24 protein-coding genes, 1 riboswitch and 1 other annotated feature are annotated in these 24,994 nt (G+C 54.0%); of the genes, 13 read left to right on the top strand and 11 right to left on the bottom strand.

The genetic code is table 11. The annotated features are described in order from the left end of the window. Window positions 1-932 precede the first annotated feature (932 nt). On the bottom strand, window positions 933-1,676 hold the full coding sequence (locus R8G34_01060; GenBank protein MDW3221472.1) for a metallophosphoesterase family protein: 744 nt from the start codon (window positions 1,674-1,676) through the stop codon (window positions 933-935). A gap of 291 nt (window positions 1,677-1,967) precedes the next feature. Here R8G34_01060 and R8G34_01055 point away from each other — a divergent pair, with 291 nt between their 5' ends. Continuing rightward, a complete protein-coding gene (locus R8G34_01055) occupies window positions 1,968-3,047 on the top strand; it encodes a tartrate dehydrogenase (protein ID MDW3221471.1) in 1,080 nt (359 codons plus the stop codon). Beyond that, complete coding sequence (locus R8G34_01050) at window positions 3,048-3,947, top strand: alpha/beta hydrolase (protein MDW3221470.1); 900 nt, start codon at window positions 3,048-3,050, stop codon at window positions 3,945-3,947. It begins immediately after the preceding gene. Window positions 3,948-4,285: 338 nt separating this feature from the next. Here the strand turns inward: R8G34_01050 and R8G34_01045 are convergent, their stop codons facing one another. From R8G34_01045 to R8G34_01035, 3 genes are all read right to left on the bottom strand, one after another. Beyond that, window positions 4,286-4,864: a hypothetical protein gene (locus R8G34_01045; protein MDW3221469.1), complete on the bottom strand. Its 579-nt coding sequence runs from the start codon at window positions 4,862-4,864 to the stop codon at window positions 4,286-4,288. Between the two features lie 61 nt (window positions 4,865-4,925). Next, window positions 4,926-5,747, bottom strand: coding sequence for a hypothetical protein (locus tag R8G34_01040; protein MDW3221468.1), 822 nt, complete (start codon window positions 5,745-5,747; stop codon window positions 4,926-4,928). Then, on the bottom strand, window positions 5,734-6,201 hold the full coding sequence (locus R8G34_01035) for an ABA4-like family protein (protein MDW3221467.1): 468 nt from the start codon (window positions 6,199-6,201) through the stop codon (window positions 5,734-5,736). The genes R8G34_01040 and R8G34_01035 overlap by 14 nt, the downstream gene beginning before the upstream one ends. A 101-nt stretch (window positions 6,202-6,302) precedes the next feature. On the opposite strand from R8G34_01035, the gene R8G34_01030 reads away from it, so the two are divergent. Continuing rightward, window positions 6,303-6,956, top strand: a complete 654-nt coding sequence (locus R8G34_01030; protein ID MDW3221466.1) for a TetR/AcrR family transcriptional regulator — start codon at window positions 6,303-6,305, stop codon at window positions 6,954-6,956. Window positions 6,957-7,853: 897 nt separating this feature from the next. Here R8G34_01030 and R8G34_01025 read toward each other — a convergent pair. After that, window positions 7,854-8,846, bottom strand: coding sequence for a helix-turn-helix domain-containing protein (locus R8G34_01025; protein ID MDW3221465.1), 993 nt, complete (start codon window positions 8,844-8,846; stop codon window positions 7,854-7,856). Between the two features lie 189 nt (window positions 8,847-9,035). On the opposite strand from R8G34_01025, the gene R8G34_01020 reads away from it, so the two are divergent. The 5 genes from R8G34_01020 (at window position 9,036) to R8G34_01000 (ending at window position 13,685) form a co-directional block, all read left to right on the top strand. Further along, window positions 9,036-10,445 carry an amidohydrolase family protein gene (locus R8G34_01020; protein MDW3221464.1) on the top strand — a complete coding sequence of 470 codons (1,410 nt, stop codon included), beginning with the start codon at window positions 9,036-9,038 and terminating at the stop codon, window positions 10,443-10,445. A gap of 115 nt (window positions 10,446-10,560) precedes the next feature. After that, window positions 10,561-11,334, top strand: a complete 774-nt coding sequence (locus R8G34_01015) for a DUF3299 domain-containing protein (GenBank protein ID MDW3221463.1) — start codon at window positions 10,561-10,563, stop codon at window positions 11,332-11,334. Continuing rightward, window positions 11,331-12,212, top strand: a complete 882-nt coding sequence (locus R8G34_01010; GenBank protein MDW3221462.1) for a hypothetical protein — start codon at window positions 11,331-11,333, stop codon at window positions 12,210-12,212. The genes R8G34_01015 and R8G34_01010 overlap by 4 nt, the downstream gene beginning before the upstream one ends. A gap of 7 nt (window positions 12,213-12,219) precedes the next feature. Further along, entirely contained in the window at window positions 12,220-13,404 is a 1,185-nt protein-coding gene (locus R8G34_01005; protein MDW3221461.1) for a carbohydrate porin, read from the top strand. Window positions 13,405-13,421: 17 nt separating this feature from the next. Further along, a complete protein-coding gene (locus tag R8G34_01000) occupies window positions 13,422-13,685 on the top strand; it encodes a hypothetical protein (GenBank protein ID MDW3221460.1) in 264 nt (87 codons plus the stop codon). A gap of 298 nt (window positions 13,686-13,983) precedes the next feature. Here the strand turns inward: R8G34_01000 and R8G34_00995 are convergent, their stop codons facing one another. The 4 genes from R8G34_00995 to R8G34_00980 all read right to left on the bottom strand — a co-directional run bounded on the left by R8G34_00995 (window position 13,984) and on the right by R8G34_00980 (window position 16,717). Then, window positions 13,984-14,151, bottom strand: a complete 168-nt coding sequence (locus tag R8G34_00995; protein MDW3221459.1) for a hypothetical protein — start codon at window positions 14,149-14,151, stop codon at window positions 13,984-13,986. A 121-nt stretch (window positions 14,152-14,272) separates the two neighbouring features. Then, entirely contained in the window at window positions 14,273-14,812 is a 540-nt protein-coding gene (locus R8G34_00990) for an alpha/beta hydrolase (protein ID MDW3221458.1), read from the bottom strand. A gap of 270 nt (window positions 14,813-15,082) precedes the next feature. After that, window positions 15,083-15,604 carry a methyltransferase domain-containing protein gene (locus R8G34_00985; protein MDW3221457.1) on the bottom strand — a complete coding sequence of 174 codons (522 nt, stop codon included), beginning with the start codon at window positions 15,602-15,604 and terminating at the stop codon, window positions 15,083-15,085. A 36-nt stretch (window positions 15,605-15,640) separates the two neighbouring features. Beyond that, window positions 15,641-16,717, bottom strand: coding sequence for a nitronate monooxygenase (locus tag R8G34_00980; GenBank protein ID MDW3221456.1), 1,077 nt, complete (start codon window positions 16,715-16,717; stop codon window positions 15,641-15,643). 199 nt (window positions 16,718-16,916) lie between these two features. Between R8G34_00980 and R8G34_00975 the strand changes: the two genes are divergently transcribed. Both R8G34_00975 and R8G34_00970 read left to right on the top strand, forming a co-directional pair. After that, window positions 16,917-17,327, top strand: a complete 411-nt coding sequence (locus tag R8G34_00975; protein MDW3221455.1) for a methyltransferase domain-containing protein — start codon at window positions 16,917-16,919, stop codon at window positions 17,325-17,327. 326 nt (window positions 17,328-17,653) lie between these two features. Beyond that, the gene (locus tag R8G34_00970; GenBank protein MDW3221454.1) at window positions 17,654-18,211 is read left to right on the top strand and encodes an IS3 family transposase; all 558 of its coding nucleotides are present in this window, start codon (window positions 17,654-17,656) and stop codon (window positions 18,209-18,211) included. 170 nt (window positions 18,212-18,381) lie between these two features. Next, window positions 18,382-18,657, bottom strand: a riboswitch (cobalamin riboswitch). A 957-nt stretch (window positions 18,658-19,614) separates the two neighbouring features. Here the strand turns inward: R8G34_00970 and R8G34_00965 are convergent. Continuing rightward, entirely contained in the window at window positions 19,615-20,088 is a 474-nt protein-coding gene (locus tag R8G34_00965) for a hypothetical protein (GenBank protein MDW3221453.1), read from the bottom strand. A gap of 909 nt (window positions 20,089-20,997) precedes the next feature. Between R8G34_00965 and R8G34_00960 the strand changes: the two genes are divergently transcribed. From R8G34_00960 to R8G34_00950, 3 genes are all read left to right on the top strand, one after another. Then, entirely contained in the window at window positions 20,998-21,234 is a 237-nt protein-coding gene (locus R8G34_00960; protein ID MDW3221452.1) for a Xaa-Pro dipeptidase, read from the top strand. Further along, complete coding sequence (locus R8G34_00955) at window positions 21,234-22,229, top strand: metallophosphoesterase (GenBank protein ID MDW3221451.1); 996 nt, start codon at window positions 21,234-21,236, stop codon at window positions 22,227-22,229. Before R8G34_00960 ends, R8G34_00955 begins: the two co-directional genes overlap by 1 nt. A gap of 662 nt (window positions 22,230-22,891) precedes the next feature. After that, the gene (locus R8G34_00950; GenBank protein MDW3221450.1) at window positions 22,892-23,086 is read left to right on the top strand and encodes a hypothetical protein; all 195 of its coding nucleotides are present in this window, start codon (window positions 22,892-22,894) and stop codon (window positions 23,084-23,086) included. Between the two features lie 88 nt (window positions 23,087-23,174). Further along, window positions 23,175-23,290 (bottom strand) — a sequence feature (AL1L pseudoknot). Window positions 23,291-24,313: 1,023 nt separating this feature from the next. Here R8G34_00950 and R8G34_00945 read toward each other — a convergent pair. Then, entirely contained in the window at window positions 24,314-24,883 is a 570-nt protein-coding gene (locus R8G34_00945; GenBank protein ID MDW3221449.1) for a DUF882 domain-containing protein, read from the bottom strand. Window positions 24,884-24,994 lie beyond the last annotated feature (111 nt).

Below are 24,994 nucleotides of genomic sequence, written 5' to 3'. Positions count from 1 at the left end.
GGCGCACCAGTATGCAAGCGGGTTTGCGAAGCGCATGTTTTTTGCGCCTCAACGGCAGGTTCGTCGTCAAGAGCAGCCTATGTCGTGCGGCAAATGCCTCTTGGGTTCATTAAATCCACGGCACGGAACAACTGTTCGCGGATCAACGGTGACATACCGCAAAGCCTCGAAGCTCCGCGCCTCGATACCGGGGTTTACCTGTTCCTTCCATTGTGGCGAAGTCATCAGGTTACCGACTGCTGGTTCTTGCCGCACCAGTATGGGATATTCACCAGATCAATGATCGGGGCAAACGGCATAAAGTTTGCGAGCACGTTTCCCGCTCATGGGATGTGTTCGATTGAACGGTTTGCACAAACGCAATGCCAACATCAGTTTCGCCACCGGGCGTTGGTAAGGACTTTGCAGTTGGGCATGTTCCCAAGCTTTTTTGAAGTCCAGTTACATCAAGGGCACGCGGCGAAAGGTACCTACAACTCAAGGCGACGCAACGATCATTGCGTGATCGGCCGCCTTCTTGCGCTCTTCTTGTTCAGACACTGTTTGTAAAATTGCGAACCCTGACATAAGGGCATCGTCCGTCGCGACAACCACTGCCGTTGTAAACCCGTGCCTGCTGGCTATACGCAAAATGCGCGACGTTCTTGGGCGTCCAACCTTTCCCGGAGTGCTTTCGAACTCATGTTTCTCCTCCCGGAGGTCGGCTGCACGCGGTCATCGGCCACAAGTGGGTATAGCCTTGGATACAGGTTCGTTACCATAGTCACTCTGCACTGCCGCATTCAGCAACCTGCGCCAATTGCAACGTTAAACAGAACTTGAGCAGGCAAGCGCACGGGCGTTGTTCTGACAACGTTGGTGCAAGTTGCGTAAAATTGAGATCCGTGCGGCGCACACCTTTATGACGCCCTACCGAACTGTGTCGTAACGGCTTATTCTTCGAACCAACCGGTCGCCAAGGCTCTCGCCCAATCGTTTCTGCCGTTTTTCACGGCAAGGTCGCGCGCTGCGTTGAACGCATAGGGGACAGATCGAAATGTGACGGCCCATTCGCCACACTGCCGTTCAACCACGGCATAGGATGCGTTGGGTGTTCCTGTCTGCATGAAATGATAGACAGGGGCATCATCATCATAGGCAGGGCAGCCGACACTGCCCGGGTTGATGATTGTCCGACCATCGGGCAAACGCATGCAGCGCGGAATATGCGTATGTGCGCAGAGCAGGAGACTCGCATCGACACCTGCTGCTTCTCTTGCGACTTCGTCCAGAGTCGCGGCGCGTATCACTCCATTCTCTTGCACGCGTTCGAGCCAATATGTCTCGTCACTGGTCGGTGTTCCGTGACACAGGAATACATCATCAAAGACGACGCGCGTCGTTGGCAGGTTTGAGATCCAATCAAGCTGGCTTTGGTTTAACTGATCAAATGCCACCCGGTCAGACGGTCCCAACTGCGATCTGTTTTGCTCAACAAGATAACGGTCGTGATTGCCTCGTATCGAAACAAAGTCACGGTCCATCAAGAGCGCGGCTGTTTTAGCGGAATCGAGAGGACCACTGAAGAAATCACCAAGATTCACTGCCTCCGTGACCTTGAGGTCGTCCATATCTCTCAGCACGGCTTGCAGAGCAAAGCAATTACCGTGGATGTCAGCCAAAACCGCAAATCTCATATCATTGATCCCACGATAGTTGCGCCAATTGTTCAAGGGGGCATCACTTGCGTGGCCGCGAGACACGCAAACGCTATTACTGATCTCGACTGTAGCTCAAAATGATTTTGATCCCGCTTCCACCAATGTTGCACGGTTGTCAATTGAGCATATCCCGAAATTTGCAGCCGTTCATGTAACGCGTCACGCCTAACCTTTCAGCAACGAGAGATGCGAATTTCTTCGTTGCGTTTAAGCTATGTGATATCCAAAGGTGAACAAAATCAATGATGCCATAAAGGGAGGCAGATAGTGCCAAAAAACAGTTGGAAGATCGCGGTTATACCCGGCGATGGCATCGGCAAGGAGACAACGCATGAGGGCCTGCGGGTCTTGGAAACGGCTCAGAAAAAATTTGACCTTGGTTTTGATTTTGACACCCATGATTTTGCGTCTGCTGACTATTACACAAAACATGGGCAAATGATGCCGGATGATTGGAAAGATCGATTGAGTGGTAGTGATGCATTGTTCTTTGGCGCGGTGGGATGGCCGGACATTGTGCCCGATCACATTTCGCTCTGGGGCTCGCTTATCCAATTCCGTCGAGAGTTCGATCAATACGTGAGCTTGCGCCCGGCCCGCGCGATGCCGGGTGTTCCCTTGCCACTGGCAAATCGAAAACCGGGCGACATCGATATGATGATCGTGCGGGAAAACACTGAAGGTGAATATTCCTCCATCGGGGGAAAAATGTTCCCCGGCACGGATCGCGAAATTGTCATGCAGGAAACCGTTATGAGCCGCGTCGGCGTTGATCGGATTTTGAAGTATGCCTTCAAGCTGGCGGCAAAACGCGACGGACACCTGACCTCGGCAACCAAATCAAACGGGATCTCGATCACGATGCCCTATTGGGATGAACGGGTTGCGGAAATGGCCATGCAGTTTCCTGATGTCAAAGTCGACAAATACCATATCGATATTCTGACGGCGCAGTTCGTTTTGCACCCAGATTGGTTTGACGTCGTCGTCGCCTCCAACTTGTTTGGAGACATCTTGTCTGATCTCGGCCCCGCTTGCACCGGTACAATCGGGATAGCGCCTTCAGGCAACATCAACCCTGAAGGCAAGTTTCCGTCGCTCTTTGAGCCTGTCCATGGATCCGCCCCGGATATTGCGGGTAAAGGTATCGCAAACCCGGTCGGACAGATTTGGGCCGCCGCGATGATGCTGGAGCATCTGGGCGCACAGGAGGCCAGTGGTTCGATTATCTCGGCCATCGAACGCGTGCTGTCGGAAAAAGCGCTGCGTACCCCCGATCTTGGTGGAACCGCCGATACCAAAACCTGCGGGACCGCGATTGCCGACGCCCTGTTGGAAGGTGCCTAGATGGTCGCTTCTGCCTTTTTGAAGGGATTTGACGTTTCCAAGGCCCGCCTGCCTGGTATCGACATCAACTATGCCTGCGCAGGAGACGGACCGCCCGTATTGCTGCTGCACGGTCACCCACAAACCCACATCGTATGGCGCAAGGTCGCTCCGATGCTTGTGGCTGCGGGTTATCAGGTGATTGCCCCGGATTTAAGGGGGTACGGCGACAGCGATAAGCCACCAAGTGACGCGTCACATCTGCCCTATTCCAAACGGGTCATGGCACAGGACCAGATCGCGTTGATGGCCTATCTTGGTCATCAGAGTTTTTCAGTTGTTGGTCATGACCGGGGAGGACGCGTGGGGCATAGGCTCGCGCTGGATTTTCCGGACGCAGTTGAACACCTGATCGTGCTCGACATCGCACCAACTCACACGATGTATGCGCAAACAAACCAAGAGTTTGCCACGCGGTATTTCTGGTGGTTTTTCCTGATCCAACCCAATGGATTTCCCGAAAGGATGATCGGGTCCGACCCGGAATATTTTTTGCGCAGGCATATTGCGGGACAGGTAAAAATCGAAGGATCGGTGGGCGAGGACGCGATCGCTGAATACCTGCGCAGCTACCAGCAACCAGCCACGCTCCATGCCATTTGCGAAGACTATCGAGCTGGCGCAAGCATTGATCTGGAACATGACGAGGCGGATAAGGACAGTCGCGTCTTGGCGCCTCTTTTGGCCGTATGGGGTGAGCACAGTGTTGTTGGAGACCTATATGACGTCAAGGCGACCTGGCAGGAGAAAGGGACACGCGTGTCGGGCCTGTCTTTGCCCTGCGGACATGCGATCCCCGAAGAATTACCGGAAAAATTGACCGATGAGGTTCTTGGGTTTCTTGCCGCCAGCCAGCAGTAGCCTGGCCTTAATCACAAATGACCCAGTGTCGTGTTTTTGGCCGGAAGCGAATACGCAGGCCGAGCATTTTGCAGGCTGCTTAGTGCGCATCAGGCGCATTGGCCTCGATCCCAGACAGAGTCCGCTTTCCCGAAGGCGGAAACAGGGTGGATTGTTGAGACCGTTCTGGACTAAGAAGGTCGGCCGCTCCAGAGTGCCTCCTGTTTTTTGCAAGAGATCATGGCAGTCGCCCGGTCGAAGTCGCAACAAGGCGGGCTGTTAGTCATAGAGCGGAAAGGACGTCGACGAAAGCGCACCCGGCACTTCGCACAGCGCTTACTCAAGGCTTTGACGCCCTTTCAGTTGACCTTGAAGTACGCGTCCTTGGACATCTCGGTCGGGCGCATTTCGCAACGGTCTACGTCACCACCACCATAGCGCAGGCGTTGACCGTCCCGGTCCACCTTGACGAGGTCCATGTCCATGCAGTCGGAGACAATAAAGGGCGGATCAATCACACAGTTGCCCACTTCTACCGCGACGCCAACTTCAAGCGGGCAGTCGGCCAAGTTGAGGGCGGCCCAGGTATCGGGGGCGTCAACGAATATCTCCACGCCCGAGAAGTCGTTTGTCATGTTGACCTCCATCGCGCCCGGCACCGCCGAAGAAGGGCCTTGCGGGTCCCATGGTCCGCTGGAGTGGTACTTGAAGAGCGGGGTCCGAAGCTCTTTATCCGCGAAGATCTCAAAGATCAGGTCCTGTGCGTGTTCTGTGAAGACCGTCGTGACTTGCAGATAGGCGGTGCTGCCATCCGGGGCCGGTTGTTCGCCGATGCCCGTTCTCCAGATGCCGATCACATCGGCGGGCGTTGTGGCCAGCGCGGCTGCAGGTGTAAGCAAACCGGCACAAAAGATGAGGGTCGAGATTTTGAGGCACATTGTTTAGTCCTTTCTAGGTTTTCAAGGGGATCAGCCATGTGTGAGTGCACAACCGAGGACGTCATCCAAGAGGGATGAGGGGCACACCCATGAGGGCTTGGGCAAAAACGGCAGAGGTAAGCCCGGCGTAGCAGAGCGCTGCAATCCGAACTGTGCGCACCGATCCCGGTCGGTCTGCACTCCGGTTGAGGCAGAGTATCAACACCGGCAAAGCCTGCATCGCGTGAAGCGAGAAGAAATGCGCTGGGCGCAAATCTCCAGTCACACCGGACCAACCAAGGATTGGCAGAGTGGCGCCGTCCTCTGGATGGGCGCCGACAAAGCGCGAGTTACCCATGCTCATATAACCGGCCACAATCATGGTAAGAACGAAGGTCAGCAGAAATCCAAGCCAGATCGCCTCGCGCAGCGCCGGGTTGAGGTTGGACGCCTTGTCCCGCTTGACAACCCAACCAACCACGGCGGTCCCAATCACGAGGGCAACGGCCCCAGCGGCCATCACGACGGTGTACATCAGTTCTGTAAAAGGAGTGGAGACGTTGAAGTGAGAGGCTTCTGCACGTCCGGCCTGGTACATGATATAGGCCATTTCTGACAGGAACGCGGTGGCCATCACCCAACCTGTGATACGCAGGGTCCAACCATCGCGGGCCGCTTCGGACAGCCGGGCTTCGACCACCGCCAAAGTGGCGAAAAGCACGGTGAAGCTGAGCGCAAATTTCAGGGGTTTCATATAGACTGGCGCGCCTTCGATCAGACGTGGGTCTACAACACCCCAGAGGAGTGAGAGGCCAGCGAGGACAATCGCCACAACGGTCAGAGTGATGAACTGCGTTGGTTCAGAGTGACGAGCGGATGGTAAATCGGTCTCAAGCGACGACATGGCGCGTACCTTCTAGCGTTTTTATCTGTGTGGGCAGAAGACGGGCACGCAGGCCCAACTCGGTCAGGGCAGCAATCAGAAAGCCGAGCGGCCCAAGCATGAAGGTCGAAAGCAGGATGGGCGCTTGCACAAGGCGACCGACACTCACCCGGTCCATGCGGGCCGCCATCACTGCCCCAACGAAAAGATCAAAGGCGAGAAAGTGTACCCATCCGGCAAGGAGTGCCCAATCATCAGTCAGGAGGATTGCGACATTGGCCAAGCTGTCAAAGCCCCCGCCCATGCCTGAGAAGCGGCTGAAGATCAGCGCGGCATACACAGCTGAAAGACCGGCGGGTATAATCCAAAGCGGGATTGCGTTGAACCATGTAAAGCGCCTTGGGCCAAGGATGAGCAGAGCCCATCCCGCCATTGCGGCTGTCCCGACATGTGAAAAGAGTATCTCCGGTGTCATCGATTATATATCCACTGTAAATTTCCATTGGTAATTTATGGAGTGCATTCTCTTGCGGAGTCCAGAAAAAAAATTTACAGTGGAAATATGGAGGCGATAACTTGCTGAAGGAAAACAAAAAAAAATATCACCACGGTGATCTGAAGCCAGCTTTGATCGACGCAGGGCTCGCTGAGCTTGAAGAAAAAGGGCTGGAATCGATTTCGCTGCGCTCCATCGCTGCTCGGGCAGGTGTGAGCCATACGGCACCCAAGAACCATTTTGACGGGTTACGCGGTCTGTTGACTGGAATGGCCACTGTGGGCTTTGAGCGTCACGCAACCGAAATGCAGCGCGGCGCGGAGGGTCATCCGCCCGGGAAAAACCGCCTTGATGCTGCCTGCAATGGCTACCTGCGGTTCGCTTTGGAGAACCCTGAGCTATTCAAGCTGATGTTCACCAGTTCGTTTCACCTCGCCGAGGATCCCGCCCTGAAGCAGGCGGGATGGGCTAGCTATGGCGTCCTGCGGGACGTAGCTCATGGCCTTGATTGGGACAAGGCCGAAGCCCCCGGCAGTCCATGGCGCACTGAATGGATGCTTTGGAGCCTGGTACATGGCTACGCAATGCTGCTGGTAGATGGGGAAATTCGGTGCGAAGACGATGGCACGCCTCCATTCAGCATGGATCAGATCATGCCCGGATTTGGCTACCGCTCGGACGTGAACGAGAACAGACCAGAACCCTTCAAAGGTCAACGCAGAGATAAAGGCTGAGTGCCTGTTTCTGCTAACAGAGTTTTTATGTGTTCATCAACCACATTGATGAGTTCGTCGCTGATGCAATTAGATCGAGCTTGGCAGCTACATAAGTGGATCCGGCGAAGAAGAAGGCAGTGCGTGCGGCTTGATCCGGGGATCGAACAAAGCGATCTTGGTCACGCTGTCCTCTTCAACGTTCGAGTGAAGCGCCTCAAGCGGGTGGGTGGTATTACTCTGCCATTAAGCCAGCAATCCTTTTCGCCAGCAGCGCGCAAGCGGCAAGTAACGGGCGTAGACGTCCAAAGCGGATACTATCCAGGAAAAAGCGAGCTTGGACATCGGTGTTCCTTCCATGCTGTATTGAATTGCAAAAAGAGAACAACGCCCCATCTGGAACATCGGACGCGCTAGTCCGTTTACTCAAGGCCTATTGTTGCAACGTACCCTTGCTGGACCATCAAGTGCTTGGAGAGGGGAACGACATAGAGCCACCGCAGGATCGGTGAAAAATGGCGTACATTATCTGGCGAGATGGGGTCATCATGCGGAGCAGGAACAGCACGGTCGACTTGGCGGCAACCAAATTATCCATCAGACCAAAACCCATTGGCTGATTGTGCCCTGCGTTCTTCGTTGGGATTGCGTCTGGCCACCACAACAGCAAAGTGTCCCGGTAAGCCAGCAGCCACGTCGGTAATCCCGCCGATAACTCCAAAGGTCTGTTGCAGAAAGCACTCACGCGACTGCGCAGGCGTGCAGAAGCCAGAAGAACGGGAGTGGCTCCGTTGCCATAGCCTTGCGTTTGGGCAGCTCAATTTAGTGGCTGCGGCCATCATTTGGAAAGATACGCATTAAGCCGACGTGAATGAGCATGTTGCCCGCTGGCGTCCTGCGGCCCGATCCAAAGGAACATTATCTTGCAACTTGTGATCTGAAATCCGTTGGGCTCATGTTTTCTTCTCTGGCAAATGCGCGCGCGAAGTTCGAAGGGTTCGTGTACCCAAGGAGTGAAGCGATCTCAGAAATGGACTGATGAGAGGAAGTCAGGGCTTCTTTTGCATATTCGATCTTGGCCCGCGTAACTTCTGCTGAAATACTTGTGTCACACGCCGACAACCGCCTCGCCAGCGTGCGGGGTGCCAGATGAACGAGTGCCGCCACTTTCTCAGCGTTGAGGTCTGCTGCGCATATATTCTGGCTCAGTAATTCGCGAAACCCGTTGAGGAATTTATCGGGTCGTTTGTATTCATTGCTGGGCATCGGCACCGCCGGAGAGCCATCGTTGGCAACCGAATGGAGCAGCCATTCTGAGGGAAACTGAACCCGGCTTCCCAGGTTGTTGCCGCGCAGCGCTTGGCAAGCATCAAAAGAAGCAGGCAACACAGATGGATCACTCAGCACCAGAATGAGGCGTTCCGGTTCTCTGAGCGCGCCGAGCCCTCTGATCAACACGGCCATTTGCAGGCCGATCATGTAGCCATCATTCTGGGCGGGTGTGATCAAAGGCTCAAAAGTGCGTGCTTCACCGAAGACAGCCATATCTCCGCGAACTTCGATGAATGCCGTTGCAGATGAGGCATATTTGCTCGCGTTTGACACATAGATGTTCAAGAAATCCCCCAAGGTGTTCGCTTGCTCGAAGGCTTGACGCACCATTGGCCAGCCGGTTGGGTCCAGACGGGAACCGATTTTTGCACAGAATGTCGGATCATCAACTGCCTTTGCACAGTTCTCCAAAAAATGGTGCATGACCATGACATGAACTGACGTACCTTCTTGTCTCACGGCAGACATTGTCAGGCCGACGCTTTCCAGAACAGGTTCGGGATCCACGCCACATTCCCTCAGCCCCGTCAAAAGCGGCGCGAGTAGTTGAAGCCTGACCAACGGCAATGACTTGGACATGGAGCCCCTCGCACGACGGTACCAAATGACCCGCAGTCAGTCTGACCGGTGCTAACGAGTCAAGAAAATCCATCATAATACGTCAGAAATCTTGCTGGACTGTCTGAAAATGATGCGCATCAGGAAATTCACTTCGATATTATAAACGCCGAGGTCTCTGTGTGAGACGAATCAACTATAGGATCAATCATGACGTCAGCTAAATTTCTGGCCACAACACTGGCTCTTGGGATGTTGTCGATGAGCGCGGTAACTCTAGCCGCGCAAGAAGACGCGCCGCGCCAAGTGCTTTTCACCAATGTGAATATCTTTAATGGTATGGACGGTGAGATGATGGAAGGGGGCTCGGTACTGGTTGAGGGTAACCTGATAAAAACAGTCTCTGCCGATGTGATCGAAGCGCCGGACGCCTTCATGGTCGACGGCGACGGGCGCACGTTGATGCCTGGCTTGATCGACATGCACTCACATCTGTGCATCCGCAACGGAATGTTGGAGTTCCGCGATGATTACGACCAGATGGCAAACGGTGCCTACGTAGGACTGGTAATGCAGGACTATCTGGATCAGGGGTTCACAACCGTCAGAGACGCGGGGTGCAACATTCTGGGCATCGCAAAAGCCGTCAACAACGGTATCGTCCCCGGCCCACGCATTTACCCGAGCGGCGCTTTTTTAAGCCAAACGGGTGGCCATGCTGATACCGGATCTTTCAATGACGTGCCCGGTGATGTGGACGACCTGGAGGCGCATATGTTTGGGTTCATCGCTGATGGCGTTCCGGAAGTTCAACGCGCAGCCCGGCACAACCTTCGAAATGGTGCGACCCAGATTAAGGTCATGGCCGGGGGTGGCGTGGCCAGCGAGTTCGATCCGCTACATACGACACAGTATTCACCAGAAGAACTTAAGGCCATTGTGGAGGTTGCCAAAGACTATGGAACCTATGTGCTTGTGCATGCCTATCATGACAGGTCGGTCAATCGTGCCATCGACGCTGGCGTTCGGGTCATTGACCACAACTTCCTTGTTTCAGAAGAAACAATCATTCGAATGAAAGAGGAAGGCGTGGCCCTTTCGGTCCAAGCTGTACAATCGCTGGAAGCTTTCGGGAATCCCGAAGCGATCACCTTCTTCAGTGCGGATCAGAAAGCAAAAGCGACACAGGTGAACAGTGGCGCGCGACAAATGATGGAATGGGCCGTAAAGCACGATCTCTTGCTGGTAACAGGCGGGGATATGTTCGGACCTGATGTTGTGCGTCAGGCGGACAATGTCATCTGGTTTAACGATGAGATCACCAATGATCCGCTTCTGTCGTTGAAAACCGCAACGAGTAATGCAGCTGAAGTTCTGACTTGGGTAGGCGGAATGAACCCATATAAAGAAGGAACGCTCGGGACAATCGCTGAGGGAGGGTATGCGGACATTATCCTGGTGAATGGCAATCCATTGGAAGACATCCATGTGCTGGATCGCGAAACTGTCGACTTCGTCATGAAAGATGGTGACGTGTATAAAAATTGGTTGCCCGGCGACAATGCCCCGTCATTTCAACCTGCCAAACCAAGCCGGGAAGACTATTTCGGAAATCTTTGAATAGGGACACACCTGTTTGTGGTTCACAAGAACTGCTAGAGGTAAGTCTCCAAGATGCAAGGCGGTCAATTACCTCGGGCCGTCTTGCGCAACCTATTTTATCTGAGGACGCTCTATGACCAACTGTATTGTCTCTGCCATTGCAGCGGTTTTGCTATTACTAGGACCCACTTTTGCAGATACCTCTGTTCAGTGGCCGGACCTGATTGACCAAAGCGCTCAGTCCTTTGACGATCCATTCCGGGATTTGACCTATGATGAGATCGAGGCTTTGCAAACCGTCGTCATCACGCGTTCGCGGTTGGAAAACGCCAATCTGGCCGACAGCGACCGGGCAGATCTGGAAGCGAAGCTATCTGGCGCGCTGGCCACGCTTGCGACGCGCGACATCGACGCGGACTGGCTGATTGCGCAACGTTGGGTGGTGGCCGAGCGGCGGGAGGCCGCGGCGACGGCCGGCAATCCGGCAATCGACGGGCGCACTGTGACACTGGCAGGCTTTGCCATTCCTGCAGCGCCTGACCCGGATGGCACGGCGGTCGCCTTTCTCGTCCCCGAGCGCGGCATGTGCAGCCATATGCCCCCGCCCAACCCCAACCAGATGTTGCGCGTGCGTCTGACGGACGACTGGCAACCAAAAACTCTCCATGAACCGGTCCGGCTGACCGGAAAACTGTCGATTGCACCTTCGGAAACTGCGATGCACATTGTCGATGGCGTGGTCCCGATGAAGGCGTCCTTCCTTATGGAAGCGGAGCGCGTCGAAACACTCCAAGATCGCCGATTTGGGAGAGTGCCGGCTGTGTCGGATGAAATGGCGCAGAGCATTGCAGAGCGGGTTCGGGCATCCGGCGCGAAGGCGAATTCCAAAACCGTGGTATCGGAATGACCCGTCTCAACGCAATTTTACTGTGCCTTTGCTCGGCCACGTCTGTCCATGCGCAAGCCGGCCCCAACATCGACGAGCTGGCCAAGGAACTTGCAAACCCTGGCGCGGCCAATGCCACATTGAACTTCAAGTTCGAATACCGCACGTTTGATGGGGATTTGCCGGGTGCCAACGATCAGGACAGCTTCACGGCAACCTTTCAACCTGTGTTTCCCTTTGTTTTACCCAATGGTAACAACCTGATCTTTCGACCTGCGATCCCTTACGTCTTTGGCCAACCCGCATTTGACACCGGAACGGGCCGCTTTGCTGAAGACGATGCGCTTGGTGATATTCCCTTTGACTTGCTCTACGCGGGCTCTCGCGATGGCTGGACCTTCGGCGCGGGACTCGTGGGGGCTATCCCTACCGGCAGCAACGTCTCTTCTGACAACTGGTTACTGGGACCGAGTGCTCTGGCCGTGAAAACCGAAGACTGGGGGGTCTGGGGTGTCTTTCCCTTCCACAATCAAAAGGTGGGCGGCAGCGGGCCAGATGTCTCCATCACCTCCCTGCAATATTTCCTCTTCTATGGTCTGGGCGACGGTTGGCAAGTCGGCACCGGCCCAACGATCACTTACGACTGGGAAGCTGAGAGTGATGATGCATGGACCGTTCCTTTTGGCGTTCAGGTGGCAAAGACCACCGCAATCGGAAAGCAACTGGTGAAACTGAACGCGGGCATCGAGAAAAACGTGGTCTCACCCGATGCTTTTGCGTCAGACTGGAAGGTCACTTTCACCTTCAGTCCGGTTATCTCAAACCCCTTCCAACCCAACCCGCCATCGCCGCCGGTGGACGAAGCAACACGGGCAGCGGTGCTCGCACCCATACGGTGACATTGACATGATGAGATCCCTCTTTTTCACCTGTTTTCTCGCGCTGTCGTTTCCACATGCTGGTTTCGCTCAGGGGCTGGGCGGACCCTCTTCTGTTCAGGCTGACCTTACGCCCGGCGATGGCCTCACCGATCCACAATTCAGATCTGATTTCCCCAGAAATATAGCTCCGGGATACTTTCGTTGGAAAGATGACCGCGCAGAACAAGGCTTCAGCTTCAATCTGGACTATCTTGCACTGGGGCAGACCTCGAATTCTGACCTTGGAGAAGGAGACGCTTCTGGCGGTATTTTTCGCTTCTATGGCAACTGGAAAGCGACCGAGAACGGAACCCTGACTTTCAAGATCGAAAACCGCCACGCCTACGGAGATGTCGCCCCCCAGAACTTTGGTTTTGACAGTGGCGCATTGTCGATCACGGGAACGGCCTTCAACGATAACGGAACGCTGTTAACCAATCTTTTCTGGACGCAGCGCGCCGCCGACGGATCATGGACATTCCAAATCGGGCAAATTGATGTAACTGATTTCGTGGATTTGTATGGGTTGGTAAGCCCCTATACCGCCTTTCAAAACCTCGCTTTTAACACAAATCCGACCATTAACGCGCCGAACCCCGGGCTGGCCGTTGCCGGCGGTGTAAAGCTGGGATCAAACTTCTATGCTATCGGCAGTATCGCCGATGCAAATGCCGACCCTTCCAGTCCCGATCTGGATGTGTTTTCGGATGGTGAACTTTTCAAAAGTGTGGAAGTTGGATACGCCAGTGGCCTAGACCGCATCTATTTTGACAATATCCACTTTACCTTCTGGCATTCGGATAGCGCAGATGATGGCAGCCGGCGGGAGGACTATGGAGCAACGTTCTCCGCAGCGTGGTTTCTGGAGAATAAATGGATGCCCTTCTTTCGAGCGGGGACGTCAAAAGGCCGCGCTGCCCTCTATGAAAAATCGATCTCAGCAGGTGTCGGTTACTTTGCGCGCAATACAGACCTTGCAGGCATCGGACTGAACTGGGCAGAAGCCGACGGCATTTCCGGCAATCAGAAAACGATTGAGGCCTTCTACAGATTCTCGATTTCGCCCGGGCTTCAGATCACGCCATCTGTCCAATACATCGACAACCCGCTTTTGAACGCGTCAGCTTCCAGCACAACGCTGTGGGGCATCAGAGCAAGGTTTGTGTTTTGACATGAACAACATCTTCCATGTTTACCAAGATCAGCCACTCTCTTTGGCAATTCTCCATTAGCAGCGAGGTTTATGAGTGTTTCAAAGAAGCGGGCATCGTCATCAGCGCTCATGTCCACGCCATTGGGCAGCTTGCCGAGTATGCGCCGTCTTTCAAGGTCCTCAATCTGAGGGCAGGGAGCTATGCTGCGCTGCCTCTGAGGTCGGCATTGAGCCCAACCTGTGAATTGAGTTTTTGTGCTGCGCGTGCACGCAGCAGGGATATTGCTGCAATGGCGTAAATTTTTATGCGGCATTGCGGAGGGAAAAGTGGTCGCTCAGACAAATCACAGGTAGAGAAAAAGAGCCCAGTGATCGAAATGTTGAGAAAAGGGAATTTTAGCGGTGGCTGTGCCAATGACGGCATGAGCGCGAGCAATCGTGCTTGGCTCGCTCTCGTTCACAGATACTAAACAACTACCGACTTGCGTCGGTAGGGTTAGCGATATGCTGTTCTAGGTACTGAAGGACGATGTTCTCCGTGATGGCACCGTTGGTTGTCAAAAGTAAAGCCCCCCCGATCATGGTTGTTCGAAAGAGCTAATCTGACGAAAGGCTGTCATCCAGTCGCTGCAACCAATTCTGAGCAAGGGCTTGGAAAAGCTCTGGGCGCTCCCATGCAAGACTGTGACCCGCACAATCCAGCACGGCAAAATTAGCGCGCGGATACTGGTGGAATCCTTCGATCATATCGTGGTAACGAGCCATGGCATCCTGTCGTCCGTTCACCACAAGTGAAGGTTTGTCGAAACCCGTTGCGGGTTTCGAAAGGTCAAACGAAAAATTGAAGTTCTTTTTGAGCCGCGCTGCAAAGTCCTCGTCTACGCGTTCAGCAGCCGGTATTTTTGTCTGCTGGAGCTTCTCCAGAATATCGGCGTTCTGAACAACCAGTCTTGCGAAGCGCCCCGCGGCGTTTGGTGGGAGATTTTTTCGAAATTTTATGCGGCGCTGACACAAGGGTTTGATGCTTCGGCCGCCAGATTGCAGTCGATTCCGGCATCGCATCTGCAACAATCAACATCGTGCCCAAAAGGAAATCAGGCCGTGTATGCGCCAATCCCATGGCGCGATAACTACCGCGCGATTCACCTATGACTGCGAACCTATCGCCATTGAAAGTCAGGTCTGCGAACTGGCTAACCATTTTCAACACATCAACCTGAGAATGAATGCTGGCATCCACTTTGGAATCGCGGTGCCCAGGCAGGTCGATGTAGAACCGCTCCCAATCGGAGTTTTCCTGAAAAACCGGTTCAATTGCGTCTACCATATGCCGATGATCCAGGCCGCCACCGTGCAACACCAAAAAGGGCCTGCCACTGGAGCGCGTATGCGCACTGATATAACCATTCAAAATTTCAATAAGCATGGATGATCGTCCGACTTGTATCCGATCGCGACATGGACTGCGTCAGGATAGATAAGCCTATCTTCTTGCATGCAATCACCCAAGGCCGCCGCTACATTATCGACCAGCTCCGCCTAAGCATCTTGCGAAAGCGCGAGAAATGCCCCTCCGATTGGCTTCGAAGCAAGATGCAATGGAACGAATTCTGAAGGGCGGGGCACATCTATCAAGAGTTCCTGCCTATGAACCCGAACGTCAGAAAAACCTGCATGAGTGACTTGTTCCTTCAGGTCATTGGCTGATGGAGTTTGCCTTTGTGAGCGCTGCTTCAGGTGAGATGTGACGTTTAACGGCTACACAAAGCGCATGCGTGTACGCACTGTGACCGTGCCAGACCGCGAACCCCATACGCCCGCCGGGCGTAAGAAGGCGATAAAATTCATTCAGCGTGCCAGGTTTGTCCGGGAAATAATGGTAGCCGCGCTTTGACAGGATGACATCGCAGGTCTCGGCGGTCAGACCGCTGTCCCATACATCGCTTTCGAGCCAGCCTATATCAGGATCATCCGCCAGTTCTTTCGCTTTGGCGAGCATCGGCGCGTTGATATCCAGCCCAATGATCGTCATGCTCGCGCCGACTTTCTGCTTTGCAATGCCCGTAGTTACGTCAGTTCCGCACGCGACATCCAGCACCCTTTCCGAGTCCCGGAGTGCAAGCATGTCTACAAGCGCAGATGCCCATCGACCAAACCACAAATGGTCCATGACCTCTTCGTAAATTTGCGGACCATTCCCCACCAATTGAAATGTCATCTTAGCCGTCCTTTCGTCTAAACCACCTCACGTAGGTCAAAGCGCAAAGGGTCCATTTTGCAGAAGCGTCTTTGCGTTCCCATAGATATCCTCAACAATATCTGCTGCGGGCATCACTTCACGTACCAGCGATACGCCTTGCCCTGACCAAAGCGACATCGCTTCGACGTTGCCCGTTGTTTCGGGCAAGGGCGTATAGCTCTGATATCGAACCACTGGATCACCATTTGGCCGGTGCCCGATCTGCTGCTCTTCATTCGGCCTTCCACCGGGCGCTGAACACCCGGCATCCATCCAGCCACGCGACGTTGAATTCGACAGCGTTCGATGGGGGGCGTCGGGCCAGTCGACATCGTAAAGATCGTGGGACCATTGCGTATCGGCCTCTGACGCTTGAAGGATGCGATTGCGGTAGACGTCGTGGATCGTCGCCTCTGAACTGGCCAACAGTCGCGTTCCGATCCAGACCCCTGATGCCCCCAGGATGATGGCCGCCGCCATCCCGCGCCCGTCGGCAATGCCCCCGGCTGCCACAACTGGAATATCGACCGCGTCCGCCACGGCCGGAATAAGCGCCATGGTCGAGACTTGCCCCCAAACGTGACCTCCTGCTTCCCATCCTTGAGCGACGATGGCATCGGCACCAGCATTAGCGGCTATTCGCGCTTCCTGAGCGTTCCCGACGCTTGCCAAGACAATCAGCCCCCCTGCCTTGGCCCGTCTGATCGCCGAAGGCTCCACGCCCCAAAACAGTGATACCCCGTGGACACCTTTGGCGATGCAAACTTCCAGCTGTTCTTCAAAGGGAAACGACAGGTTCAGATTGACGGCAAAATTCCGATCCGTCCGTGCTCGAAGCTCATCTATACCAGCGCTTACGTGCTCCTTTGATCCGCCCCAAAGCGGGATAACGCCGTAGGCACCGGCATTGCAAACTGCAGCTACCAAGTCTGGTCCTGCTGCGCCTGCCATAGGGGCGGACAATATTGGTTTCTCAATTCGAAGGACGTCCAAAAGGCTCGTTGTCACAGCTTTTCTCCAAGATACGGATGTATTGAGCGTCGGATTGTTGGGTGTGTCAATCGGCGTGTACTGACCAGAGCGGACAGCCATCCATCACTCAGCATCGGTCAAAGGGGGCGCTTGGACCAAGCTGCTCACGCGACAATGGCGCTTGTAGCTGATGGATTGCGTGAACTGGAAGCGAATGTCTGGAAGACGGCACAAAGACACGTTGTCTTGTTCCCCTCACAGTTTCTTAAAATGACGAAATGATGCTAGCGTAAATGTTATGACGAAGGGCTCTATGGGAATGGAATACAACGAGGCGGCGGCAGAACGCTTAGTGGCAGTATATCTTGGACCCGACGTCCTTGCGCAACGCAACGATACGCTTGGGAGGATCGCGGTCCAAAAGGGAGAACTCGTTCTGGATATTGGAATTGGACTCGGATTTCTCGCCGCAGCCATCGCCGATCAAACTGGCTCAAACGGTAAAGTGGTCGGCATCGATATTTCTCAACAGATGATTGATCGCGCCAAGCGGCGGAATCAACGTGAATGGCTCAGCTATCAATGCGCAGATGCGACAGCGCTCCAATTTGACGACAGTTATTTGATGTTGTCGTCAGCACACAAGGCGCCGAATATGTCCCGGATATTGAGGCGTTTTCATCGGAAGTACTGGTGCTGCCCCACTGAAGTGTTCGGCCCCTATGGTTAGGAATCGGAGGGTCAAAGATGGGAATCGAGCGACACAAGCCGGAAGAGATTGTCAGTAAGTTGCGGCAGGTTGAGGTGCTGTGCGGCCAAGGGATGGCGCGCGTAGACGCCATCCGACGTGCAGATCACAGAACAGACCTTCTATCGCTAGCCTAAGCAGTATGGTGGGATGGGAACCGACCAACTGAAAGAGCTAAAGCGGCTTCAGAAGGAGAATGATCGGCTGCGGCGAGCGGTATCGGACCTGACGCTGGACAAGCTGGTCCTGTCGTAGGCCGCACGGGGAAACGACTGAGCTCTTCACGTCGCCGTGCCTGCATTGACCATGTGCGGAGTCAGCTCCACATCTCGGAGCGTCGTGCTTGTCGTGTCCTGGGGCAGCCTCGCTCCACACAGAGGCGGGTGCCCGTTGGCCGCGCCGATGAAGATCGTCTGGTGTCTGACATGATCGAGCTGACGCGCCAATATGGTCGATACGGGTACCGCCGGATCGCGGTTCTGTTGAGAGATGCTGGCTGGCAGATCAACGACAAGCGGGTCGAACGCCTGTGGCGATGTGAAGGGCTCAAAGTGCCCCTGAAACAGCCAAAGAAAGGACGGCTCTGGCTGAAGGATGGTTCCTGTGTTCGGCTGAGGCCTGAATACCGCAACCATGTCTGGAGCTATGACTTCGTTCATCATCGGACCGATGATGGGAAAGCGTTCCGGACGCTCAACATCCTGGATGAACACAGACGGGAGTGCCTCGCGATCCGAGTGAAGAGGAGGCTGAACTCGACCGAGGGTATCGACGCGCTGACCGACTTGTTCATTCTGCGCGGTGTCCCTGCCTACATCCGGTCAGACAACGGCCCAGAGTTCATCGCTCAGGCCGTTCGAGAATGAATCTCAGCAGTCCGTGCCAAGACCGCCTACATCGGGTCCGGCTCGCCCTGGGAGAACCGGTATTGTGAAAGCTTCAATGCAAGGCTTCGGGATGAACTGCTGAACGGAGAGGTCTTCTACTCGCTAAGGGAGGCGCAAATCCTGATCGAACAATGGAGGAAACACTACAACACCAAACGACAACATAGGGCCCCAGGCTACCGCCCACCGGCTCCGGAAACCATCATCCCGATGAAACCCAGGCCAATCATGCACTAACATTCAAAGTGAACCAACCAAGTGGCGCGGATCAATCCTTCCCGGCACTTTGGCCAGTGGATCTTTGGCGTCGCTCTCCGCTCACAGTTGCGGGGGCAGTCGCGGACTTGCTGCCGGTTGGCAACCTCACCGTATTCCCGTTTCATCCCACGATCGCACCGTAGGAAACCATCTCTCCCACCGTTGGCTTAGAATTGATGGGAGGTCAATGTTGAACTGTCTTCTTGGGACGGACGATAGTTCCGATTTTTGGACCGATGATTTTGTTCGACGCCGAACTTTCGATCACAACTGGGGCAAGAAACAAGATGAAATGGGTTCAGCTTCCTTTAAAGGCATAAGTGACCGGTTTGGGGCTCACTCTGCTTTACATCTTTGATACCACTGCGATTGCGCAAAAAATGCTAAGTTAGCGATAGCTACACCAGCACAAGTCCGGTTTGTCCCGCAAAGTGTGAATTTGTAGATTGCCTGACTTTGCAGGCGCAGCGAATGTCTGCACCGGTGCGCCGCATTGCAGCATCGCGATGGAAGAGCATCTAACGGCGCAACCTTGACGCTGAATTTCAATGAGCGCCGGATCGCTTGCAGTTTGGACTACGATTGACCAACAGACCGGCAGCTAAAGATAATCAGTTATCTTCTCGATCATATCTGCTTTTTCATAATAGTGCGTTGGTCTGTTCTGGTGAGCTAGATTTCCTTTGTATTCCAACTTTTAGGTATTGATGTTTTTGCGAGCCATAGACATGAGCGCCGCACGCCTGTGCAAGCGTTTCGATGGCAACAGCCTTCTTATCCCATCCGGCAAACTGGAGCCAAAGTTTCCAAGGAAGGTTGTTTTCCTTCGACTCGTTTATGTTTGTGTGAACACAAGATTTTGGGCATGGGAAGTAATTAAAGCGTCGACCATGTGCGCATCTTTCAATAGTGATCATCACGAAAGCAAGGATGAATACGTCATCAGAAATAAGTCCGCCTGTTTTGTTTGATGTGACGTAGCACTCAAAATGGCTGCCTCTGACGTGGGTGCCGGCTTGCGTTCAAAACCGTTGAGATGCCAGACGATCTCCCAAGTGCAAGCTGGAACAGCCAGCCAAGCGTTGAATGCTTGAACGCTTCTTTTAAACGTAACGCTGTGGCCGCTAGGCGCTTTCGCCGTTGGACGCGTCTTGAAATTCATCCGCGCCGGTATTTTGGAATATGTCCGTTCGAGTATTTGCCATTAAGAATCTCAGAAACTGATAACCAGTTTCATAGGACCGGGGACTATTCCTTCCAGTACCTACGTTAACCCTTTCTCCGTTGGCCTCATTGGGAGCAGCAATCCGTATCCGGGCTTCTTGCCGATGGTTCGGAATGTCCGGCATGCCGTCAAAATCGTCTATGGTCTCGCCGGTCCCTGCACACAAAATCATTGCCAGATCACACCACTCTACCGCAAATGTATTTAAGTCAGTTGATCCGGCGCTTGCATCGATCAGCGCGAAATCAATCCCGCCCTTCTGGCGACGTCTTTTCAACAACTCGTACAGCGACCCCGAACTGCTTGCATGTCGGTAGTCTGCCAGCGGACCTTCATCTCCAATGGAAAGCAGGTGGACTGACCAACCTCCCAAATCTTGTGCGCATTGCGAGAAGTTCTGCTACGCAACAATCACAAAAACTGACTGATCCGGCGCCACTAGCCACCTTATGCTGTCATTTGGTGCGACGACTTGGGTCGACATGCACGATGTCTCCTACATCGGCGTCGCCGCGGCTGCGGAAACTGACGATTATCTGGGCGTGTCGGGACTACCTTGCGTGACATCGATCGTCCTTGCATGGACGTGCACCACGCTATCGAAGACGGTAGGATCGGGGGCCACGCATCCACTGATCAATCCCTGTTTTCGTTCCAATTTCAGGGCACGGAGCGTTTCGCCAGAACAACGACCCGCACCGAAATACGGAAAAGTATAAATCGCCGGTCTACGAGCTTTTCTCGTTTGCTGCGAACTATCCGGCAGAGTTGGAGCGCGCAGAGCGCAAGGCTCTTGGGCGCGGCGCAGTTTAGATCAAAGTGATTACAGGCGGCGGCCTGTCATCCAGCATCGACCCGCTCTGCAAGTTTCGGTAAGCTGCTCAAGAGTTCCGCGTTGCGACGGGGGAGGGTGCTGGAAACGGCACCTATGTTGCGGTGCACGCCGATGGTGATGCATTAGTTATTCGTGCGATGCAAAATGTCATGAGTGTTCGAACACGGCACACCTATGACCGAAGCGGCGGCAAAAGTCCTGCATAACAAAAACACTTTCCTTATGCCCGGTTGCCAAGGCCTCCAACTTCCACAGGAAGTCGTGGCTTTTCTATGTGATCCTAACAGCAAAGAGTTTTTTACAGCTAAAGAGGGGCTCGACGACCACACACGCCCGATGAAAGAGTTCGACTAGTGAACCGCAATTCGAAAAGATCAGTTCGGCGCCTGGAAAAACCGTTTTGCTGCGGCACTGGATTTAACCTGTCTGGAGCAATACAGTACGACTATGGGGTCCCTTCGTAGCGCGACCTCGATAAAGGCCGAATTTCTGGCCATGATCGGTGAGTTGAACCCTCGTCGGGACGGTCCTTTTGGAGCCATCGATGCAGGCGCTTTCTCGGATACCTTGTGGGTCAGCGGCATCCCTTTAGAAGGAACAGAAATATTGATCGATTACGAAGAGATTGTTGACGTGATCATGAGGAACGGTTTGATTTACAGAAAAGACTTGGAGGAAAGCTGATGGTCTATGGTCTGGCGATAGTTGCCGTGGTGGTCGGATTTTGCGCTTCCGGCGTCACGGCACAATCCTTTGAGAGCCCCATTTTCGGGGAAGCCACCCCATGGACTCAAAGGCTGAAAGCCAATGATCCAAGCGATTTGTCTTTTGTGCTTCACTCGGACCTGACGGGCGGCGAAAGAGATGACATCTTTGAAATTGCCGCGCGCCAGATGGCATTGCTGCGGCCTGAGTTTGTGATCAGCGTGGGCGACCTGATCGAAGGTGGCGGCACTCGGGAAGAACTGATTGCTGAATGGGAGGATTTTGATCGTCGTGCCTCCCTGATCGGCGCTCCGGTCATTTACGTAGGCGGAAATCACGACCTCTCCAGCGCTCTGGAACGTGAAGTCTGGGCCGAACGCTATGGCCCGTATTATTACCATTTCCGGTTCAAAGACGTTCTCTTTCTGGTGCTGGATACCGAAGATATGACAGCAGAACGGCGTGAAATCATCGCTAATCAGCGGGCAGAATCTGTAGAGATTTACAAATCGGACGGACCTCAAGCCTTCGCTCAAACGCCCTATGCTCAAAGCCCTGAGCGGACAACAGGCGCGATCAGCAGGGCTCAGGGTGATTACTTTGTTGACGCGGTCGCATCGAATGGTGACGTCCGCCATACTTTTGTCATCACCCACAAGCCGGCATGGGAAGCCGAAGAAACCGAGTTTCATAGGTTAGAGGCGGCGTTGAAGGACATGCAATATACGGTGTTCAACGGCCATGAGCACTTCTACGAGCACCGAGAGCGTTACGGACGAGACTACATCCAACTCGCTACAACCGGCGGCGAGCAGTTTCCCGAGAAGGGACTGTCCGAGGATCACGTGATGCTGGTTACTGTTCGAGATGATGAGGTTGAGCTTGTGAACCTGATGCTTCAGGGCATTAGGGATCGCAGGTTAGAGTTTCCAGGAACGAAAGTCGCACCATGTTTTGATGTAGCTAAGTGCTGACCTTCCGCTTTTCGCTAAGTGTGCCGACATCTGATTGTCTTGGCCAATTGTCGGAAGCCAACCCGAAGCCCACAGCCTATTGTGACCTTATCTGACGGGTCGGCGAACATTCTGGGCGTTCCCTACTGTTGCTCCAATGTCTAAACGCAACACGGCCGCATGGCTTCATTTGCTGCGCCCCCCTGCGGTATTGCTGGAGACATTTTAGCTTGGTACGTGTTGACCCCATAACCCCATTTGCGCGTTTACAATGCGACTTGGTTTTTGATTTCCGTGCTCCCCCGCGAATGATGACCTGGGTTAAGGGCAGATCGAATGTCGTTTTGGCAAGCGCGGTGTTCGATGAATCACCAGGGCTGACGACGCAAGGCTTCTCCTGGTCGTGCGCTGTCTTTCGGATGAGTTGATGCATACATATTGGCAGCCGCGATCAGAGGGGGGCAGGCGCTGTTCAGCAGGGCGGCGAGCGTAATCGGCCTGATCCTAAGCATCGGGGACGAACCAGGTGATTTGGGACGTCGCCGCCTTTCAGGTAACGATCCGGTGGGCAAAAACTGTCGATATCGAAAGCCACATAGCCAAATTCGAGCCATGCGGACAGGCCTGTAAAATCGGGCACCCAAAGTGGGCCAGATCCTGATACGCGAAAAGGCGAGTTCGCCGTGTACGAGGCAGAACCCGGCAAGTTGGCCGTGCGTGGTTTTGGCCTGTCTGCCGCGCTGAACGCCGTCTCTGCCCATGTCGCGCATCACCCTTTCAACGGTGCAGCGGGCCATACCAAAGCCTGCCCGTTTCATCGCATACCACAGTTTGCGCGCCCCTCAGACAGACAGTTTTTATTCCCAAACCCGCTTTGACGCATCGCGCAGCCAGGCCTCCCGATTGACGCGATCCAAGACTCGTTCAGGATCATGGTCCACGGCCAGATTTTCATGAAAAGTGGACCGGGCACTTTGTCGACCGCCGCACATCAACGCCACTCCGCATTGATCGCGGTGTTCCTCAATGAAGGCAATTTTTTGCGCAACGGGCGGTCGATCTCCGCCTAAGCAAAATTAGAGGAGGTCATTTTTAGGGATCTCGTAAGCCTTTCATATTCGACGGTTATTGCGTTCTGGTTCCCTGATGCGATCACGCTCGGCTATCGCTAATTCAATGTGGGCGCCAATGACCGTCTCGTGCGGTTTAATCCAAATCCGAAGGCTGTCTCGGTCGCATTCAACTTTCCGCAAAACAGATGAAAGCGCCGCTTGACGACTTTGATACTCACTCTCTTTTCCAAACCCATAAACACGGCACGTGCATATAATTCGTTCGGACGTCCCTTCCCAAAGCGCTTCTTTGCCAAATCCCAATATTCTGACTGCCAAAAGGCTTCCGGAAAAATACAGCAGGTTCACGTTGACCCAACAGGGCGGTGCAACATTTGTTTTATTGCAGAGAAACCAACAAAAGGGCGTTCAGCTCAATATAAAGATGCGCGAAGTCTGAACACCTATTGACTGTGATTAACTAACCAACGCGCATGTATTAGTACTCTTGGGCAGGTGCGCGTGTTGGAAACGGCGAATTGTGAGACAAGCGCAAAAAAACTATTGCCCAAAATTGCAGTCGAATTGTTTGAAGTGCGCGGGAACATCAAGACGAATATATTACGCTTCAGCGCGGTGCGCGTTTGGTAGACGCAGGAGCACTTGGACGAATAGCACGGCTAGTCTACGGGTCGGGGATGCAAAACGCACTTTACGAAGAACGATCAAGCGCAGATTGTGCGACAAGTCGAACCCATATCAGATTCAGAGTCCGATGATCGGCAACCTGTATCGTGGCCGGTGCCATCGTTGACAACAATTGCACAGCCTTCTGTGATAACGAACGCGCGCAATCAACAAATACGTTTTCGAATGCGCAGCCGTCGGCATTCTAAGCGTGTCACGTGGCTGCCGAGTTGGCCGACAATTGATTACTTCAGCTTACGCCGGCCTTCAAAACGAAAAGTCTCGTTTTTTACTGTTGCCTATCATGCGACAAGAAGGGCCCTTAGGGCTGCATACATGGTAAATTTATCGCAGAACGTGCCCGGCTCAGCGACCCCACGTGCGCACCACGCCACAATCCATGTGAACAAAATTCGAGCGAGAGTATTTACCAACCCCGCCGCCTTTGCATGCGCGCGCAGCATTAGCAATCTGTGATACAGATCGGCTCGACAACCGCAAGTCTGCAGCTTGCCCTTTGACATGGAGGGAGTTCTTGGCAACGCCACGGCTACGTGACCGCAACATCGCGTTTGTCTGCGGACTGCGATAGCCAGACAGCAGCATATACGGTTCTGATGCGTCCAAAAGGTTGTGCGCTGCAGACATGATGTCGATTGTGCGCAAATCCATGGACTTTATGCCATCAGTGCGCCAGTCGCGCATGAAGTGGTTGATTTCCTTGACAGCTTCTCGAACGTATTTGCCTTCGATCCAGTAGATCATGTCGATCCGCTCGCCAGTTCGACCCGAATACATCCGAACGCGTCGAATATCTCCACCGCCTCGCAAGAAACCTGCTGCGTTCGCAAATGTTGGTGCTGCCGTTACTGCCGTCGCCGCGAACGCACTCAAAAGTGCACGGCGGGACATACTCATTGAGCTGTCGATCGTCATTTGGTTTTCGCCCCGTATTCTGCCTTTGCCCGTGATGTTACACGAGGGTGTCATCTCTTCCCCAGACGCAACATGGTTATTTCATAGCCGCGATTGTTAACCAAGTACTGA

The organism is Paracoccaceae bacterium, from assembly GCA_033344815.1.
In the GTDB taxonomy this organism is placed as follows: Bacteria; Pseudomonadota; Alphaproteobacteria; order Rhodobacterales; family Rhodobacteraceae; genus Roseobacter.
Note: the sequence above shows the minus strand (reverse complement) of the source record. Positions and strands in the feature narration are given on the sequence as shown.